General features: G+C 65.4%; 17 protein-coding genes. 11 read left to right on the top strand and 6 right to left on the bottom strand.

The genetic code is table 11. The features are described 5' to 3' along the window. The first annotated feature begins 318 nt into the window (after positions 1-318). On the top strand, positions 319-1,107 hold the full coding sequence (locus AUP43_RS15310; RefSeq protein ID WP_067559010.1) for an ion transporter: 789 nt from the start codon (positions 319-321) through the stop codon (positions 1,105-1,107). A gap of 7 nt (positions 1,108-1,114) precedes the next feature. On the opposite strand, the gene AUP43_RS15305 is transcribed toward AUP43_RS15310, so the two are convergent. The 3 genes from AUP43_RS15305 to AUP43_RS15295 all read right to left on the bottom strand — a co-directional run bounded on the left by AUP43_RS15305 (position 1,115) and on the right by AUP43_RS15295 (position 4,035). Further along, positions 1,115-2,359, bottom strand: a complete 1,245-nt coding sequence (locus tag AUP43_RS15305) for a CaiB/BaiF CoA transferase family protein (RefSeq protein ID WP_067559007.1) — start codon at positions 2,357-2,359, stop codon at positions 1,115-1,117. A 30-nt stretch (positions 2,360-2,389) separates the two neighbouring features. After that, on the bottom strand, positions 2,390-3,004 hold the full coding sequence (locus AUP43_RS15300) for a DsbA family protein (RefSeq protein ID WP_067559004.1): 615 nt from the start codon (positions 3,002-3,004) through the stop codon (positions 2,390-2,392). A gap of 107 nt (positions 3,005-3,111) precedes the next feature. After that, entirely contained in the window at positions 3,112-4,035 is a 924-nt protein-coding gene (locus tag AUP43_RS15295) for a LysR family transcriptional regulator (protein ID WP_067559001.1), read from the bottom strand. A gap of 150 nt (positions 4,036-4,185) precedes the next feature. Here AUP43_RS15295 and AUP43_RS18755 point away from each other — a divergent pair, with 150 nt between their 5' ends. Together AUP43_RS18755 and katE are read left to right on the top strand one after the other, a co-directional pair. Continuing rightward, positions 4,186-5,430: a CaiB/BaiF CoA transferase family protein gene (locus AUP43_RS18755; protein ID WP_067558999.1), complete on the top strand. Its 1,245-nt coding sequence runs from the start codon at positions 4,186-4,188 to the stop codon at positions 5,428-5,430. Between the two features lie 189 nt (positions 5,431-5,619). After that, a complete protein-coding gene (gene katE / locus AUP43_RS15285) occupies positions 5,620-7,740 on the top strand; it encodes a catalase (protein ID WP_067558996.1) in 2,121 nt (706 codons plus the stop codon). Here katE and AUP43_RS15280 read toward each other — a convergent pair. Next, positions 7,737-8,492: a sulfite exporter TauE/SafE family protein gene (locus AUP43_RS15280; RefSeq protein ID WP_067558993.1), complete on the bottom strand. Its 756-nt coding sequence runs from the start codon at positions 8,490-8,492 to the stop codon at positions 7,737-7,739. The two genes, katE and AUP43_RS15280, sit on opposite strands and share 4 nt — an antisense overlap. 144 nt (positions 8,493-8,636) lie before the next feature. Between AUP43_RS15280 and AUP43_RS15275 the strand changes: the two genes are divergently transcribed. After that, positions 8,637-9,203, top strand: a complete 567-nt coding sequence (locus tag AUP43_RS15275) for a PAS domain-containing protein (protein WP_067558991.1) — start codon at positions 8,637-8,639, stop codon at positions 9,201-9,203. A 4-nt stretch (positions 9,204-9,207) separates the two neighbouring features. Here the strand turns inward: AUP43_RS15275 and AUP43_RS15270 are convergent, their stop codons facing one another. Both AUP43_RS15270 and AUP43_RS15265 read right to left on the bottom strand, forming a co-directional pair. After that, complete coding sequence (locus AUP43_RS15270; protein WP_067558988.1) at positions 9,208-10,632, bottom strand: phospholipase D family protein; 1,425 nt, start codon at positions 10,630-10,632, stop codon at positions 9,208-9,210. A 43-nt stretch (positions 10,633-10,675) separates the two neighbouring features. Continuing rightward, positions 10,676-11,527, bottom strand: coding sequence for an endonuclease/exonuclease/phosphatase family protein (locus AUP43_RS15265; protein ID WP_084462848.1), 852 nt, complete (start codon positions 11,525-11,527; stop codon positions 10,676-10,678). Positions 11,528-11,757: 230 nt separating this feature from the next. Here AUP43_RS15265 and AUP43_RS15260 point away from each other — a divergent pair, with 230 nt between their 5' ends. The 7 genes from AUP43_RS15260 (at position 11,758) to AUP43_RS15230 (ending at position 18,578) form a co-directional block, all read left to right on the top strand. Beyond that, on the top strand, positions 11,758-12,873 hold the full coding sequence (locus AUP43_RS15260) for an ABC transporter ATP-binding protein (RefSeq protein ID WP_067558981.1): 1,116 nt from the start codon (positions 11,758-11,760) through the stop codon (positions 12,871-12,873). 69 nt (positions 12,874-12,942) lie between these two features. Next, the gene (locus AUP43_RS15255) at positions 12,943-14,133 is read left to right on the top strand and encodes an ABC transporter substrate-binding protein (RefSeq protein WP_067558978.1); all 1,191 of its coding nucleotides are present in this window, start codon (positions 12,943-12,945) and stop codon (positions 14,131-14,133) included. A 50-nt stretch (positions 14,134-14,183) separates the two neighbouring features. Further along, the gene (locus AUP43_RS15250; RefSeq protein WP_067558975.1) at positions 14,184-15,020 is read left to right on the top strand and encodes an ABC transporter permease; all 837 of its coding nucleotides are present in this window, start codon (positions 14,184-14,186) and stop codon (positions 15,018-15,020) included. A gap of 8 nt (positions 15,021-15,028) precedes the next feature. Further along, complete coding sequence (locus AUP43_RS15245) at positions 15,029-15,853, top strand: ABC transporter permease (protein WP_067558972.1); 825 nt, start codon at positions 15,029-15,031, stop codon at positions 15,851-15,853. 28 nt (positions 15,854-15,881) lie between these two features. Further along, a complete protein-coding gene (locus AUP43_RS15240) occupies positions 15,882-16,892 on the top strand; it encodes a dimethylarginine dimethylaminohydrolase family protein (RefSeq protein WP_067558970.1) in 1,011 nt (336 codons plus the stop codon). Between the two features lie 10 nt (positions 16,893-16,902). After that, a complete protein-coding gene (locus AUP43_RS15235) occupies positions 16,903-17,613 on the top strand; it encodes a DUF1028 domain-containing protein (RefSeq protein WP_084462847.1) in 711 nt (236 codons plus the stop codon). Next, positions 17,610-18,578, top strand: a complete 969-nt coding sequence (locus tag AUP43_RS15230; RefSeq protein ID WP_084462846.1) for an arginase family protein — start codon at positions 17,610-17,612, stop codon at positions 18,576-18,578. The genes AUP43_RS15235 and AUP43_RS15230 overlap by 4 nt, the downstream gene beginning before the upstream one ends. The last annotated feature ends 33 nt before the right edge of the window (positions 18,579-18,611 follow it).

Raw genomic sequence — 18,611 nt, 5'->3', positions numbered from 1 at the left:
ACGCGGCTCCTCAGCATGAGGGCCACCAAGCGGTACCGGCGGAATGCCCAAGTCTCCCTCGTCCTGAGGAGCCCCCAGGGGCGGCGTCTCGAAGGACACGGCACAGGGGCTCTCAGCATGAGGGTCACCAGGGGGCACCGCCAGCGCATCGATTATCAAGCCGTACTGGAAGTCCTAGAATAGCTTCACCCTGAGGAGCCGCAGGGGCGGCGTTTCGAAGGGTTCGGGGGCAAGCCATACTCTTGCTTCATTCCTGTTGCCTTTCCATCCACTTCCGGGCATGTGGAGCGCGGCTGATTCGTCTTAGGGGAGGGCTGCGTGGGGAAGCTCCGTCATTTCCTGGAATCCAATGGGTTCCAGAGCTTTATCGTTGCCGTCATCATCGTGAACGCAATCACCCTGGGGCTGGAGACCTCCGCTACGGTGGTCGCCGCTATCGGCCCGGCGCTGGTGCTGCTGGACAAGGTGGCGCTGACGATTTTCGTGGTCGAAATCATCCTCAAGCTGGCCGTTTACCGGCTGCGCTTTTTCCGCGAACCCTGGAATGTCTTCGATTTCGTGATCGTCGGCGTGACGCTGATGCCGGTGGGCGAGGGGGTGACGGTCATGCGCGCGCTGCGCATCCTGCGCGCCTTGCGGCTCATTTCCATCGTGCCCTCGATGCGCAAGGTGGTGCAGGCGCTGCTGCGGGCGATCCCCGGCATGGGCGCGGTGGTGGCGCTGCTGTCGCTGGTGTTCTACGTCGCGGCGGTGATGGCGACCAAGCTGTTCGGCGCCAGCTTCCCGGACTGGTTCGGCACCATCGGCGCCTCGACCTATACGCTGTTCCAGGTGATGACGCTGGAGAGCTGGTCGATGGGCATCGTGCGGCCGGTGATGGAGGTCTATCCGATGGCCTGGATATTCTTCGTCACCTTCATCCTGCTGACCACTTTCGCGGTGCTGAACCTGTTCATCGCCATCATCGTCGACGCGATGACCAAGGAGAACCACGCCGAGGAGGAGGAGACGCGCGGCACCCTCGGCTCCGACCACCAGCAGATCATGGCCGAGCTGGGCGCTTTGCGGCAGGAGATCGCGGCGCTGAAGCGGCCGGCGGCGGAATAGCGGCGGCTCAGATCAACGGGTCGCGCACCAGCACCTTGTCGTCGTAGAGCGCGTCGATCTCGTCCTGGCCGAGGCCGAGAATCTCGCCCAGCACCGCCTCGTTATGCTCGCCCAGCAGGGCGACCTGAAGATCGGTGCGCTCCGGCCAGTCGGAGAATTTAACCGGCATGCCGGGAATCGAGAATTCGCCGATATGCCGGTCCGTTACCTGGCGTACCGTGCCGCGCTCGCGCAGATGCGGGTGCTCCATCGCCTGATCGAGCGACAGGATCGGCGCGCAGGGCACGCGGTGCGCCTCCAGCGCCTTCAGCCCGGCGGCGCGGTCGGGGAAAGTAGCCAGCCATTGCTCGATAATGTCCTTCAGCGCCTCCTTATTGTCGCGCCGGTCGCGCGGCGTGGCGAAGCGCGGGTCTTCGGCAAGTTCCGGCTGGCCCAGGGCGGCGACGATCTGCGGCCATTGGTAGGGCATGATCATCATGGCGAGATAGCTGCCGTCGGCGGCGCGGAAGATGCCGGTCGGCCCGCCATCCGGATGCTGCGAGCCGGCGCGCGGCGGCAGCACGGAAGCGCCGCGCATCGCCACCTTCGGCACGTTCACCTCATGCATGTGGAAATAGGTGTCGAGCAGGGATGCCTCGATATATTGCCCCTGGCCGGTGCGCTCGCGATGCAGCAGGGCGAAGCCCACCGCCATCGCCGCCGTCACGCCCGTGGCGCTGTCGCCGATGGCCAGCGGCAGCTGCGCCGGGCTACGGTCGGCTTCGCCCAGCGCCGCCGTGATGCCGGCATAGGCGGCCCCCATATAGTCGAAGCCCGGCTGCTGGCTGAGTGGGCCGGTCTGCCCGGCCATCGAGATCGAGCACATGACGAGGCGGGGGTTGATCGGCTTCAGATCGTCCCAGCCCAGCCCCATGCGGGCCATCACGCCGGGGGCGAAATTCTCCACCAGCACATCGGCCTGCTTCACCAGGTCGAGCAGCAATTGCTTGCCGCGCGGATGCTTGATGTCCAGCGCCAGGCTGCGCTTGGAATGGTTGTGCTGGAAGAAATAGGTGCTGGCCGAGCTTTTCCGGTGCGCCGGATCGATCGGTTTCAGCCCCGACATGCGGCCCCGGTCGCCGAAGGGGGCCAGTTCCACCTTGATCACGTCGGCGCCCAGCTCCGCCATGATGCGGGTACAGGTCGGGCCGGCGACGAACTGGGTGATGTCGAGAATCCGGTAGCCGGTCAGCATGCCGTTTTGCGGGGTCATCTGCTTTGATCTTTTCTCGAACGGGCTTTTTTATTCGGCAGCGCTCTTGGTCTTTTCCAGCCCGTGCTCCTTCAGGCGCATTTCCAGCAGGCTCATGCGGTCATAGCCCCAGAACTGCTCGCCCTCGAAGATGAACAGCGGCACGCCGAAAATCTGGTCGGTGACGGATTCATCCTGGCAGCGCTCATACTCCGCCGGGCCGTCGTCCGCCAGATAGGCGCGGTAATCGGCAGAGGACATGCCCAGGCTGTCGATAACGCCGGCAATCGCGTCGGCCTCGTCGGCCGCCAGCTCGCGCTTGAAGAACAGCTCGAACACCTTCAGCCCGTATTCCTTCTCGCGCCCCTGCTTCTGCGCGAACAGCCCGCCGATCAGTGCCGGGGTGGTATCGAAAATCTTCAAGGGGCCGCGCAGCATCAGGCCGCCGCGCATGTTGGCGTGCCGGCGCGCATCCATATAGGAATACTTCACCTTGTATTCGGAATAGACACTGCGCTGGCCCTTGCCCTTCAGGCGCAGCTGGAAGGGAATCCAGCGCAGCTTGATATTGTAGCGTTCCTCCAGTTCGAAGGCCGGCCCATAGGCCAGGAAGGCATAGGGACTCTTGAAGTCCGAATACATCTTCACTTCTTTGATCGCCGACATTTCATCCTCCCGACCGGCTGTTGATTTTCTGCCGGTGAGGCTAGGCGGTCGCGAACGGTATCTCAAATCGAAATTGATTTACTCTATTGATGCGGTTTTCGCATATATCAGCGGGCCATCCCCCGGGTCGCCTGCAGGAAGCGGGGACGGAAGAGCGTCAGGAATATTTCCGCCGGTTCGGGCAGCGGGCGGTCGGCCTGGCGCATGATGCCGATGCGGCGGGTGATGGCCGGCGTCAGCGGGCGGATGGCGAAGGCGGGATCGTCGGCTGGCGGCAGCACCGTGGCCGGCACGATGGTCGCCCCCAGTCCGCTGGCGACGAAGCCGAACAGCGAGGCGTACTGGTTGGTGATCAGGCTGTGATCCAGCACCACGCCATGCGTGTTGGCGGTTACGTCGATCGCGCGGCGCAGGCCGGATTCGATGGGCATGGAGACCAGCGGCACATCGGCCAGCGCGGCCAGCGCGATGCTGGGCCGGCCCGCCAGCGCGTGGCCGGCCGGCAGCACGACATAGAAGGATTCCTCGACCACCGTCTCGACCGCGATTTCCTGCTGCACCGAGGTTGCGTTGCCGATGCCGATATCGGCGACGCCGCTGCGCACATCCTCCAGCACTGCATTGCCCAGCCCCTCGCGCACCTGGATGAACATTTTCGGGTGCTGCTGGCGGAATTCCACCAGGGCCGCCGGCAGCACGTGATGCGAGATCGACATCAGCGAGGCGATGATGAGCTGGCCGCGCATCTGCCCGTCCAGCGCGCGCATGCGCCGGGTCTGCTGCGCCAGTTCGCCCAGCAGGCGCTCGGCGACCGGGATGAAGTCACGCCCGGCCTCGGTCTGCGTGACGCTGCGGGTGCCGCGCAGGAACAGCGCCACGCCCAGCAGGCCCTCGGCCTGCTGGATGATCCGGCTCAGGCCCGGCTGCGAGATGCCGAGATAGGAGGCGGCGGCGATGAAGCTGCCGAACCGCGCCAGCGCCACGATGGAGCGCAGATGCTTGGCGCTGAGGTCGGGAACGTCCTGATGCATGGGGGCATATCACGAATTTGCATTAATAATCCGTATCCATATCACATTGACATCGCTGGCCGCGAGAGGGGCAGAGTCAGGGCAATTCTCTCCTGCTGCGGAGGTGACGGTCGGAGAGGAGGGGAGGATCAAGAAAATGGGAAACGCCGCATGACCGAGCAGCCGAAGTCGCAGATACTGGACGGGGTGCGGGTGATCGACCTGACGCGTTTCCTGTCAGGCCCGCAGGCCACCCTGTTCCTGGCCGGGCTGGGCGCGGAGGTGATCCGCATCGACGAGCCGGTCGGCGGCGACCCGGCGGCCAACGCGCCGCCCTTCTTCGGGCCGGAAGGCGTGTCGATGAACCGCCGCACCGAGGGCGATCTGGGGCTGGCCTATCTGAAGCGGGCGCGGGCGAAGAAGTCCGTCACGCTGAATTTGAAGTCGCCGGAGGGGCGGGACATCCTCTACCGGCTGCTGGAGACCGCCGATGTGCTGGTGGAGAATTTCCGCGTCGGCGTGACCGACCGGCTGGGCCTGTCGCCCGACAGCGTGGCCGAGCGCTTTCCGCGCCTCATCCATTGCGCCATCACCGGCTATGGCTCGACCGGGCCGGAACGCCACGCCAAGGCCTACGATCTGATGGTGCAGGCGGCATCCGGGCTGATGAGCGTCACCGGCGATCCCGAGGGCGCGCCGCACAAGGCCGGCTCGCCGCTGACCGACGGCATCGCCGGCACCTTTGCCGTGTCCGGCATATTGGGCGCGCTGTATCAGCGCGAGCGCACGGGCCGGGGGCAGTTCATCGACGTCTCGATGGCCGATTGCCTGGTGGCGCTGATGCTGGACGAACCGTTCGACTGCTACGAGGAACTCGGCCTGGCCGAGCGGCAGGGCAACCGCATCATGCGTTTCTCGCCCTTCAACACCTATGCGACCCAGGACGGCGCCATCGCCCTGGGGGCGGCGACGCAGCAGGATTGGCTGGCGCTGCTGGACGTGATGGACCGGCGCGATCTCGCCCAGTCGCCGGACCATATGAATACCGGCTGGCGCATCGTGCATAATGCGGAGATCGACCGCATCGTCGGCGCCTGGACCGCGACCGTCACCACGGCGGCGGCGCTGGAGCGCCTGGCCGCGCGCGACATTCCGTGCAGCCCGATCCGCGCCGCCCGCGACCTGGCCGATTGGCCGCATCTGCGGGCGCGCGGCATGGTGCAGCCGGTGGTGCATCCCGCCTATCCGCAGGCCAAGGGGCCGGCGGCGGCGGCCTTCCCGCTGAAATTCAGCGCGGCTTCCCCGGGCTATGCGACGCCTGCGCCCTTCGTGGGGCAGCATAACGCGGCTGTCTATGCCGAGTTGGGCCTGCCGCCGGAGGCACTGGCGGCGTTGAAGGCCAGCGGCGCGATCTAGCGGATATCAAGCCGCTAGCGGTTATTCTGGAACAACTCAAGGATAGCGCTGTTGGAACGGGAAGCTGAGGAGCAGCCCGGACCGCGCCGTCGCCATAGCCACTTCTCGACGCCGGAAGCCGCATCGTGCGGCGCGTGCCGATCTGTTCCGATTCTGGGCGAACACCGCAAGAAGAGGAAACCGATCACCATGGCGAAGACGAAGCAGGCAGCCGGTCTGACGGCCGCGCAACTGGGCGAGCAGAAGATTTCGCGGGGCACAGGCGGCGAGACCCATCAGACCGCCGGCGGCGATGTGCCGGTTCTCACCACGCAACAGGGCACGCCGGTCGCCGACGACCAGAATTCGCTGCGCGCCGGCCAGCGCGGCCCGACGCTGATGGAGGATACTCACTTCCGCGAGAAGATCTTCCATTTCGACCATGAGCGCATTCCGGAGCGCGTGGTGCATGCCCGCGGCTATGGCGCGCATGGCTTCTTCGAGCCTTATGAGAGCCTGGCGGACATCACCAAGGCCGATCTGTTCCAGCGGCCGGGCGAGAAGGTGCCGGCCTTCGTGCGCTTCTCCACGGTGGCGGGCAGCAAGGGTTCGGCTGATCTGGCGCGCGATGTGCGCGGCTTCGCGGTGAAGCTGTATACCCAGGAAGGCAATTGGGACATTGTCGGCAACAACATCCCGGTCTTCTTCATCCAGGACGCGATCAAGTTCCCCGACCTGATCCACGCCGCCAAGCCGGAGCCGGATCGCGGCTTCCCGCAGGCGCAGACGGCGCACGATAATTTCTGGGACTTCATTTCCCTTACGCCGGAATCGATGAACATGGTCATGTGGATCATGTCCGACCGCACGATTCCGCGCTCCCTGCGTTTCATGGAGGGGTTCGGCGTCCATACCTTCCGCATGGTCAACGCGAAGGGCAAATCGACCTTCGTCAAATTCCACTGGAAGCCGAAGCTGGGCATGCAGTCGGTGGTGTGGAACGAGGCGCTGAAGGTGAACGGCGCCGACCCCGACTTCCATCGCCGCGATCTGTGGGACGCGATCCAGGCCGGCGATTTCCCGGAATGGGAGCTGGGGTTGCAGCTCTTTGACGAGGATTTCGCCAACAGCTTCGATTTCGACGTGCTGGACGCCACCAAGATCATCCCGGAGGAGCTGGTGCCGGTGCGCCGCGTCGGCCGGCTGGTGCTGAATCGCTGCGTCGATAATTTCTTCGCCGAGACCGAGCAGGTCGCGTTCATGACGCAGAACATCGTGCCCGGCATCGATTTCACCAACGATCCGCTGCTGCAGGGGCGCAATTTCTCCTATCTCGACACGCAGTTGAAGCGTCTGGGCAGCACCAATTTCACGCATCTGCCGATCAATGCGCCGAAATGCCCGTTCCACCATTTCCAGCAGGACGGCCACATGGCCTTCCACAATCCCAAGGGCCGGGCCAATTACGAGCCCAATTCCTGGGGCGGGGAGCAGGGCGGGCCGCGCGAATCGCCGGAGAAGGGCTTTGCCTCCTATCCGGAGGAAATGGACGGGCCGAAGCTCCGCATCCGCGCCGAAAGCTTCGCCGACCATTACAGCCAGGCCCGGCAGTTCTATCGCAGCCAGACCGAGGTCGAGCAGGCGCATATCGCCTCGGCGCTGATCTTCGAGCTGAGCAAGGTGGAGACGCTGGCGATCCGCGCGCGGATGGTGGCGCATCTGCTGAATATCGACGATGCGCTGGCCAATGCGGTGGCCGAGGGGCTGCGGCTGCGCGAGATGCCGAAGCCGGCCGATGCCGCCCAGCCGACCAAGGATCTGGAAAAGTCGTCGGCGCTCAGCATCCTGCTGAACGGGCCGGACAGCTTCAAGGGCCGCAAGATCGGCGCGCTGATCAGCGACGGCGTGGACGCCGCGCTGCTGAAAGGGCTGGAGAAGGCGGTCGAGGCCGAGGGGGCGATGCTCACCCTGGTCGCCCCGATGGTCGGCGGCGTCGAGGCCAGCGACGGCAGCTGGATCGTGGCCGACGAGAAGATCGATGGCGGCCCGTCGGTGGTGTTCGACGCGGTGGCGCTGCTGCTGTCGGCGGAGGGGGCGGAATTGCTGGCCGAGGAATCGACGGCTCGCGATTTCGTCGCCGACGCCTTCGCCCATCAGAAGTTCATCGCCCATACGGCCGAGGCGCTGCCGCTGATGGAAAAGGCCGGCGTGAAGCCGGATGCCGATGAGGGGGTCATCGCCCTGTCGGTGGCGAAGGATACGGCCGGCTTCGTCGAGGCCTGCCGCAAGCTGCGTCTGTGGACCCGCGGTCCGCGCGTGAAGCAGGTCTAAAGCAGCGCCATGCTGCGCCGGACGATCAGATAGACGCCCAGCGCCAGCATGCTGATGAAGAACCACATCCTGAAGGTTGCGGGGTCGAGCCGGCCCCGCAGCTTCTGGCCCAGATACTGGCCGGCCAGCGCCGCCGCCAGGGCCGCCAGCGCCAGCCAGGCGATAGCCGGGTTCAGCAGATCGGCGCGCAGCAGATTGACCGCCAGCGCCAGGGTCGAGACGGTGAAGGAAATCCCCAGCGCCTGCACCAGCTCGTCCTTCTCCAGCCCCAGCGCCTGGAGATAGGGCACGGCGGGAATCACGAACACGCCGGTGCCCGCCGTGATCAGCCCGGTCGCGACGCCGATCAGCGGCGACAGTACCGGCTCCCACCGGGCCGGCGCGTGGAACGAGACCTTGCACAGGCCGACCAGCGCGTACGCCACCAGCGCCACGCCCAGCGCGATGGCGGCGACCGGGTTGCCCTCGCCGGCCAGCAGGCCAGCCCCGGCCCAGGTGCCGACGCACAGCCCGGCCATCATCGGCCAAAGCCGGCGCAGCAGCCGCTTGAATGCGCCGCCCTGCAGCATCTGCACGATATTGGTGACAACCGAGGGCAGGATCAGGATCGCCGCCGCCATGGCCGGCGAGACGAACAGGCTCATCAGCCCGATGGCGATGGTCGGAAGGCCCATGCCGATGACCCCCTTGGCGAAGCCGGCCAGCAGGAAGATTGAGGCGCAGAGCAGGGGAAACAGCGGCGAATCGAGCATGCGGCATCCTTTCCGTCTGCCGCGATCTATACAACCGCGATTTTTAGATGGCTGTGTTGGTTAGGGGTTTTCCTCGCGGAAGCCGGTGGTTTGCTTTAGGCTCAAATTATCGCTCTCGTCCGCTTTTAAAGAATGAGAGAAGCAATGTTCGCTGAATGGGGAACGCCGGAAACCACCCCGGAAGTCGGCACTCTTGCTGCCGACCAGCTTCCGCATGAGCATTTGCGTAATCTCTACGGCTATTGGGCGGCGCGCATCGAGGGCGGGCAGATTCCCGCGCGCAACGATATCGACCCGCTCGATTTGAAGCCCTTCCTGCCAAATCTGTTGATCCTGGAGCAAGTGCCCGTCGGCAGCCGGCATCGCTACCGCTATCGCCTGTGCGGCACCGCGATCACCCGCATCGTCGGCCGGGAGCTGACCGGCCTGGCGCTGCAGGACGCCCTGCCGGAACCCTATCTCAGCTATGTCATCCTGACCCATGACCTGGCCACGGAGAAGCAGCGGCCGGTCTATTCCGAGACGCTGTATCACGACCAGGGCGATTTCGTGAACGGCATGACCTACCGCATCGTGCTGCCGCTGCGCGCGGTCGCCCCGCGCGGGCCGATGGTGCTGGTGTCGCAGCATTGGGTGCGGCGCGGCGAGAAGGAAGATTGGGGGATCGACTGGCGCAATGCCCGGCCGATCACCCAGCTTGTCTACCCCTGATCTCTCAGAGTTGCGATTCGAGCGGCAGCCAGCGCACGATCTGGGCGATCAGCCGGCGGCCCAGCGGCGCGTCGGGTTCGTGCCGCACGGTTTCCTCCCGGCCGTCGACTTCATGGCGCCAGACCATGTGGCCATCCTCCAGCTCCACCTTGAAGCTGCGCGTCGGGTCGGCCAGCCGGTCGAATTCCTGCCGCAAGCGGCGGCCCAGCTCGGGGTGCTGCGCGAAGACGCCGGCCTCGGTGTTCAGATTCAGCGAGCGCGGGTCCAGGTTGAAGGAGCCGACGCCGACCAGCGTGCCGTCGATCAAGATCGCCTTGGTATGCAGGCTCGCCCCCTTGGAGCCGAATAGGCCGGCATTCTCGTGTCCGCTGCGGCGCAGCTCGCGCAGCTCGATGCCGGCCTCCAGCATGCGGCGGCGATAGCGGGCGTAGCCGCCATGCACCGCGGCCACGTCGGTCGCCGCCAGCGTGTTGGTGATGACGGAAATCTTGACGCCGCGCCGCACCAGTGCAAGCAACTGCGCCAGACCTTTTTCGCCGGGCACGAAATAGGGCGAGATCAGCAGGATTTCGGCGCGCGCCTGTTGCATCATCTGCCGCAAGGCCCGGGCGACAGCGCTGCCGGTCTTGCCGTTGGCCGCCTTCTCCGGCTTGTCGTACAGGATGGCGACATCGTTCACCGCCATCGCCTCCAGCGTCTCGCGCAGGCCGTCGAGCCCGGATGAACCGCCATCCAGCCGCTCGCAATAAGGCCGCGCTTCCGGGCTGGCCGCCGTATCCTCCAGCCTGCGGCGCAGCAGGGGCAGTTCGCCGGCATGCCGGCGGGCGCGGCGAAAGATGCGCACCGGCCGGGACAGCCGGCTGTTCCAATAGGCCTCGAACACATGCGTCGCCCGGTCGGCGTCGCCGCCGACGATCGCCACGTCGAGATCGTGAAAATTGAATTCGCCCGAGGCATCGAAATAGGCATCGCCGATATTGCGCCCGCCCAGCAGCGCGAAGCGGTTATCCGCCACCCAGGCCTTGTTGTGCATGCGGTGGTTCAAATGCCAGCCGCCCAGCGCCAGCTCGAAGGCGAAGCCGACCCGGCCGAGCAGCCGCCAGCGGCCCACGTTGAACAGCCTAAGCTGGATATTCTCGTGATCCTCCAGCGCCGACAGCGCCTCGTCCTCGCCCAGCACGCTGGTATCGTCGAGCAGCAGGCGCACGGCCACGCCGCGGTCGGCGGCGGCCAGCACCTCGCCCGCCATCAGCCGGCCGGTGACATCGTCGTGCCAGGCGTAATATTGCAGATCCAGCGTGCGCTTGGCGGTGCGTGCGGTCAGGGCGCGCAGCATGAAGGCGTTCAGCCCGTCGGCCACCAGGCCGATGACGGTTTCCGCCTGCATTTCCCGCAACAGGCCGTCCACATGGGCATCCAGCGTCGGCATGCCGCAGGCTTCGCGCGAGGGGAGGGAAGCAGGCGCCGCTCGCTCAATCGGCAGCATTGTCATGCATTTTCACCGAGCTGGGCGCGGCCAGGCTTTCCGCCGCCGACAAATCGATCACCGCCTTGATCGGCAGATGGTCGGAAGCTTTGCGCGCAAGTGGCGTGTCATGCACCGTGACCGTCTCCACCACCCCATCGGGCCAGCCGAGGATACGGTCGAGCGCCAGGAACGGCAGGCGCGAGGGAAAGCTGTTCGGCTGATGCGTCAGCGACGCGCCGAAGAACGGCTCCAGCGCGCTGAAGACGGAGCGCGCATGGTTCGGCCGCCATTCGTTCAGATCGCCCATCAGCAGGGTGGGAATGCGCGCGCCCAGTTCGATCTCGCGCAGGATGGCGGCGGCCTGCAGGCGGCGATAACGGCGCATCAGGCCGAGATGGGCGGCGATGATGCGCATCGGCCCCTGCGGCAGCTCCAGCTCCGCCACCAGCGCGCCGCGCGGCTCGGCATAGGGCAGCTTCAACCGCCGGACATCGACCGGGGCGCTGCCGCGCACCAATATCGCATTGCCGTGCCAGCCATGACTGTCCGGGCGAATGGCGCAGGGGGCAAGGCAAAGCTCCGTCTGCTGGCGCAGCGCCTCCATGTTCAGCAGCCCGTCGCGCAGGCCGAAGCGGCGGTCAGCCTCTTGCAGCGCAATAACGTCGGCGCCGATCTCGGCGATCACGGCGGCGACGCGATCCGGGTCGAACTTGCCGTCGGTGCCGACGCATTTATGGATGTTGTAGGACGCGACCACCACGCGATGCCCGCGCGCCGCGCTGGAAAGCTCAGGCCATTCCGCGCGGGGGCTTTTGCGGGTGCTGCTCAATAATCTGTCGAGAAGGGTGCGGTTCACGGTTCCTGCCGGTCACTGGTCTGCACGTGCGGGGGCGTCGCTTTATGAAACGCAAAGCCGGACGGATTGTTTCGCGACCGCCCCGGCTGCGGTCGCCAGTATAAACGGATGGTAATCGGTTGCGCTGCAACATAAGCTTGTCACATTAGGCTCGCTTTCAGAGAAGTTGTATAATACGCTTACAACTAGATCGGATACATAACCGGTCATCTATCGAACAGGAGTACGGCATGGCGGAAACCGCTTTGGCGTCGAGGCCGGAGCCGCAGAGCAGGGCGTCCCATTCTCTCTCGATTCGCAGTCTGAGCAAATATTACGGCAGCCTGGCGGCCGTGGACGATGTGTCGCTTGAGGTGCGGCAGGGCCGGTTCCTGACCCTGCTGGGGCCCTCCGGGTCCGGCAAGACGACGATCCTGATGGCAACCGCCGGCTTCGTGCAGCCGAGCGCGGGCGAGATTCTGCTCGACGACAAGCCGATCACCAATTTGCCGCCCGACAAGCGGAATTTCGGCATGGTCTTTCAGGGCTATGCGCTGTTCCCGCATATGAGCGTCGAGGACAATATCTGGTTTCCGCTGCGGGTGCGCGGCGTCAGCAAATCGGCGGCGGCCAAAAGCGTCGCCACCTCGCTGGAGCTGGTGCAGATGGCGCATCTGGCCAAGCGCCTGCCGACCCAGCTTTCCGGCGGCCAGCAGCAGCGCGTGGCGCTGGCCCGCGCGCTGGTGTTCCAGCCCGACCTGCTGCTGCTCGACGAGCCGCTGTCGGCGCTCGACAAGAAGCTGCGCGCCGACCTGCAATGGGAGCTGAAATCCCTGCATGCCAGGCTGGGCACCACCTTCATCTATGTCACGCACGATCAGGAGGAGGCCTTGTCCATGTCGGACGAGATCGTCATCCTACGCGACGGCAAGATCGAGCAGCAGGGCGACCCGGTAGCGCTGTATGAGCGCCCGGCGACCCGCTTCGTCGCCGACTTCCTGGGCAAGAGCAATTTCATCCGCGGCCAGTCCGCCGGCGGCGATGCGCAGGGCTTCCGCGTGAAGGCCGGCGAGGTGACGCTGCACCAGGCCGGCAGCCAGGCCGCCGATCAGCCGGTGCTGATCGCCCTGCGGCCGGAGAAGCTGTCGGTCACCCGCGCCCGGCCGGATTTGCCGAACGCCATTCCGGGCCGCATCGCGGCGTTCAACTATTACGGCTCGACCTTCCATCTCCAGGTGGAAACCGGGGCGCTGGGCGACCTGATCGTCACCGTGCCGGCCTGGAAATGCGAGATCGATCCCGCCATCGGCAATGAGGTCTGGCTGGGCTGGGAGCCCGATGCCTCGGTCGTGGTGCGCGATAATTAAGAAGAACCCTATCCCGGCCAACGGGAAGGGACAGCAGGGAAGATCACGTTTTAACAGAGGAGAGCCGCGATGAAGCCGCGCAAGGATCTGAGCAAGACGCTGTACGAAAAAGACCTTTATCCCGATGAGCAAACCTTTGCCGAGGATTGCGCGCTGATCGCCGCCGAGCGGCTGCGCCGCGGCGAGATCGACCGCCGCAGCTTCGTGAAGGCTTTGGGTTTGCTGGGCCTGGCGCCGGTGGCGCTGAAATTCGCCAGCGGTTCGGCCGCCGCGCAGGCCAAGGAACTGGTCGTGGTCAATTGGGGCGGGCCGGCGATGGAAGCCTACGCCAACGCCTGGGGCGCCCCGTTCGAAAAGGCCAGCGGCACCAAGGTCATCATCGACGGCACCGGCCCGCTGGCCTCGAAGATCAAGGCGATGGTCGAAGCCAAGGCGGTGACCTGGGACGTCTGCGACACCGGCACCGGCACCACGCTGGTGCTGGCCAAGCAGGACGTGCTGGAGGACATCGACTACACCATCGTCGACAAGACCAAGATGGCGCCGGAATTCGCGTACCAGCAGGGCTGCGCCAACTACATGTTCAGCTTCGTGCTGACCTACAACAAGGCGAAGCTGGCCAGCGCGCCGACCGGCTGGAAGGATTTCTGGGATCTGAAGAAATTCCCCGGCGGTCGCACCCTGCGCAAGCAGCCGAACGGCATGCTGGAGGCCTGCATGATGGCCGCCGGCCGCTCGCAGAAGGACATCTATCCGATCGACCTCAACCTCGCCATGAGCAAGCTGAAGGAGATCAAGGAGAGCGTCGTCGCCTGGGGCTCCGGCTCGCAGAGCCAGGAAGTGTTCCGCACCGGCGAGGTGGTGATGGGGAATATCTGGCATACCCGCGCCAATTTGCTGCGCCGCGACACCCAGGGCGAGATCGTGTGGAGCTGGCAGGACGGCATCGTGACCGCCGGCATGTGGAACGTGCCGAAGGGCAACCCGGCCGGCAAGGAGACGGCGATGAAGTTCATCGCTTCCGCCCAGGACCCGGCCAGCCAGATCGAGCTGTTCAAGGTGATGGGCAACGGCCCGGCCAACCCGGCCGCCGCCTCGATGGTGCCCGCCGACATGCGCGACATCGATCCCGGCCAGCCGGAGAACATGAAGCTGCAGGTGCTGCAGAGCGGCTATTGGTACGAGGAGCCCAGCGGCAAGGGCAAGCTGACCAATGACGAGCTGTCGCGCGAGATGTGGCTGGACACGCTGTCCTCCTGAACCGGCTCGACTTCACCTGAATAGAACACGCGGCATCGGCGGGACGAACAATGCTGGCTTCGCAACGGCACACCTATTGGCTGCTGATCGTACCGGCCGTCCTGCTGATGCTCGTCTTCTATATCTATCCGCTGATCCAGGTGTTGTGGATCAGCGTGACGGAGCCCTATTTCGGGTTGCAGAATTACGAGGCGCTGCTGAGCCGGCCGCTGCTGCACCGCATCTGGCTGACCACGCTGCGCATCTGCGCCATCACCACGATCATCACCGTGACGCTGGGCTATCTGGTCGCCTATGCGATGGCCAGGGTGGGCGAGCGCCAGCGCACCACCATGATGTTCTGCATCCTGCTGACCTTCTGGCTCAGCGTACTGATCCGCGCCTTCGCCTGGGTCATGTTGCTGCGCAATGGCGGGCTGATCAATTCCGCCCTGATGGGCCTGGGCATTATCGATGGCGACCTGCCGCTGCTGCGCAATGAATTCGCTGTCATCGTCGGCATGGTGCATTTCATGATGCCGCTGGCGGTGCTGCCGATCTATTCGAACATGAGCGGTATTGACGGGCGCTATGTCTCCGCCGCGCGCGGGCTGGGGGCGTCGCCCTGGGAGGCGTTCTGGCATATCCATCTGCCGCTCAGCAAGCCGGGGCTGATCGCCGCCACCATCCTGGTCTTCGTCTTCTCGCTGGGCTTCTTCATCACCCCGGCCATCCTGGGCGGCGGCAAGGTGGTGATGATCTCGGAATATATCCAGGTCAGCTTCGAGGAGACGCTGCGCTGGGGCCAGGCGACCATGCTGGCCTCGTCGCTGCTGTTCGCCGTGCTGCTGACCCTGGCGCTGGTCGCCCGCTTCGTCGACCTGAAGAAAGTGTTCGGTGCGCGATGAGGGGCGCGATGAAGGGCGATTTCCGCGAGAAATTCGGCCGGGGGCTGGTGCTGGGCGGCGCCTGGACCGTGCTGGCCTTCCTGATCCTGCCGATGGTGGTGATCTTCCCGGTCTCGGTGACTGACCAATATTACCTGTCGATGCCGAAGGACGGCATTTCGCTGGCGCATTACGCCGCCTTCTTCACCAATGAAATCTGGCTGTCGGCAACCGCGCAGAGCGTCATCATCGCGACCTGCTCGACGATCTTCGCGGTCATCCTGGGGTCGCTCTGCGCCATTGGCTGCTGGCGGCTGTCGACCGGCCTGTCGGAATCGGTGCGCACCTTCATGCTGATCCCGATCATCGTGCCGACCATCGTGCAGGCGCTGGCGATGTATCGGTTCTGGATCGACCTCGGCATCATCGACACCTATGTCGGCGTGATCCTGGCGCATACGCTGGTGGCAATCCCCTATGTGATCATCACCGTGTCGGCCTCGCTGGCGAATTTCGATCTGCGGCAGGAACAGGCGGCCCGCAGCCTGGGCGCCAGCATGCCGCAGACCATCCGCTGGGTGATCGTGCCGTCGATCCTGCCGGGCGTGCTGTCGGGTGCTTTGTTCGCCTTCACCATCTCGTTCGATGAGATCGTCATGGTGCTGTTCATCACCAGCCGGGCGATCTACACGCTGCCGAAGCGCATCTGGAACGGCATCGAGGATCATCTCGACCCCACCATCGCCGCCGTCGCGACCATGCTGATCGCCGTCACGCTGGCGCTGCTGCTGCTCGACCTCTGGACCCGCCATCGCCGGCAGCAGCGGCTGCGCGCGGCGGCCGCCGAAGAATAAGAATCCACTAACTTAGGGAGAGCCGGCCATGGGCGCCGTCAGTGAGTTCGAATACCGCTACAACATGACGATGAAGATTTTCCATTCGCATCCCGAGCCGGGCTTCGAGAGCGCCGGCCAGCAGGAGACGGTATGGGGACGGCAATGGGGCTGCGACAATGATGTCGGCCGGCTGCGCAAGGTGCTGATGCACCGTCCTGGCGACGAGCTGAAGGTGATCGACCCGTCCAAGCGCCTGGAGCACCTGGGCAGCTATGGCGATGTCGAAAACCAGTCCTGGTACTGGCGCGGCGACACCATCCCGACGCTGGAGGAACAGCAGGCCCAGCATGACGGGCTGGCGGACGCCTTGCGCAAGGAGGGTGTCGAGGTCGTCTATCTGAAGCGCTGCGCGCCGGGCAAGCACAAGTCGATCTATACCCGCGATTCGGTCATCGGCGTGAAGGGCGGGGCCATCGTCACCCGCCTCGGCCCGATCGTGCGGCGCGGCGAGGAAGCCCCGGCGACTGAGACCCTGGCCAGCATCGGCATGCCGATCCTGCGCACCATCCACGGCACTGGCATCATGGAAGGCGGCAGCTTCGCCTGGCTGAAGCCAGGCATCGCCGCCATCGGCCGGTCCAACCGGGTGAACGAGGAAGGCACGCGCCAGGTCGAGGAAGTGCTGAACGCCCAGGGCTGCGAGCTGCTGCGCGTCGATTTGACCGGCTACCGGCTGCATATCGATGGCGCTCTGGTGATGATCGATGTCGACACCGCCATCATTAACCCGACGCAGCTGCCCTTCTGGTTCCTGGAGAAGCTGAAGGAGCTGAAGATTCGCACCATCGAGGTCAATCCGGACGATCCCTCGGGCGCTGTAAACTGCATCGCGGTGAAGCCGGGCCGGCTGATCATGGAAGCCGGCCTGTCGCCGCGCACCGCCGAGACGCTGGACAAGCTGGGCATCGAGATCGTCGATGTGAAATACGACAAGGTGTGGCTGGGCGGCGGCGGCATCCATTGCTCGACCAGCCCGCTGATCCGCGATTCGATCTGAGGGGAAGGCCATGACCTTCTCCCTGATCGGGCGCTGCGCGCGCACCGGGCAATTCGGCGCCGTCATCTCCACCTCGGCGACGGCTGTCGGCAGCCGCTGCGTCTATCTGAAGAGCGGCAAGGGCGGGTTCCTGACCCAGCACCGCACCGATCCCCGGCTGGGGCCACGTGGCGTGCGGCTGCTGGAGGAAGGGCTGTCGGCGCGGGATGCGATGGCGGCCGTCGTCGCCAGCACGCCGGATATCGGCTGGCGACAGCTTGCCTGCATCGATGATGATGGTGGGACCGCCTTCCATCACGGCGACAAGATATACTCCATCCATGCCGAATCGCAGGCCAGGGATTGCGTGGCCATCGGCAATATCATCGATAATCCGGACGTGCCGAAGGCGATGACGGCGGCTTTCACGGCCGATCCGTCGCTGGATATCGCCGAACGCTTGCTGCGCGCCATCGAGGCGGGCGAGGCGGCGGGCGGCGAGACCGGCACCGTGCATTCCGCTCAGCTCGTTGCCGTCGGCGAGAATGATTTCGTGATGTACGATCTGCGCATCGACTGGTCGGAAACCCCGATCCCAGACCTGCGCCTTTTGTGGGAGCGCTATAAGCCGGAAGTGGCGGATTTCGCCGTTCGCGTGCTGGAGCCCGACGCCGCGCCGATGATGCAGATGCTGTTTGACGAGGCCAAGCGCCGGATGAAGGAATTGGGGCTGGAGCATTGAGCGACCTGCCGCCACGTCTCTTCCGCACCGTCGGCACCTATCTCGGCGTGCCGCAGACGCTGGATATGACCGGCGCCAGGGCGGCGGTCATCGGTCTGCCGTTCGATTGCGGCCGACACCCGAAGCGCGTCGGCGCGCGGCTGGGGCCGGCGGCGATCCGCTATATGTCGACCGACATGGTGCGGCATTACCGGCCGGACGATCCCGGCGATTTCGATCCGGTGCGCGCGCTGGGGCTGGTTGATTGCGGCGATGTGCCGGTGGTCTCGGCCGAGGTCGAAAGCTCGGTGGCGATCATGGCCGAGGCGGTCTCCGCCGTGGTCGAGCGGGGCGTCCTGCCGATCTGCATGGGCGGCGACGGCGTGATCAGCTTGCCGCAGATGCAGGCGTTGAGCCGGAAATATCCGGACCTCTGCGTGCTGCATTTCGACTCTCATACCGACGCCTATCCCGAGGCCGGCAACGAGACGGCGATCAACCCGGCCACCACCTTCTCCTATGCGGTGGAGCAAGGCTATGTCGATGCCAGCCGGTCGATCCATTTCGGCCTGCGCGGCTTCAGCTATGTGCCGCGCGTGTTCGACTACACACGGGGGCTCGGCTACCAGGCGATTCCGATGGAAGCGCTGGAGAGCGAGGGGGTGGCCGGCCTTGCCAGGCGCTTCAAGGAGACGTTCGGCGACCGGCCGGTGTTCCTGTGTTTCGACATGGATTTCTTCGATCCTTCGGCGGCCCCGGGCGTCTTCACCCCGGCCTGGGGCGGGGCGACGGCGCGCGAGGGGCTGGGCCTGCTGCGGGCGCTGAAGGGCATCAATTTCGTCGGCTTCGACGTGAATACGCTGACCCCCGGCGCCGACCTGAAGGGCCAGACCGCCTGGCTCGCCGCCACCGTCATGCTGGAATTCTGCTACCTCGCCTGCGATGCGCTGGGCCTGACGCCGAAGGGTGGTGCGGCGGCGTATTAGGGCAGGAGTGGCCGCCTTATGCTTCGAGACGCG

This window comes from Oceanibaculum pacificum, assembly GCF_001618175.1.
Taxonomy (GTDB): domain Bacteria; phylum Pseudomonadota; class Alphaproteobacteria; order Oceanibaculales; family Oceanibaculaceae; genus Oceanibaculum; species Oceanibaculum pacificum.
This window is presented reverse-complemented; position numbering and strand designations above follow the sequence as displayed.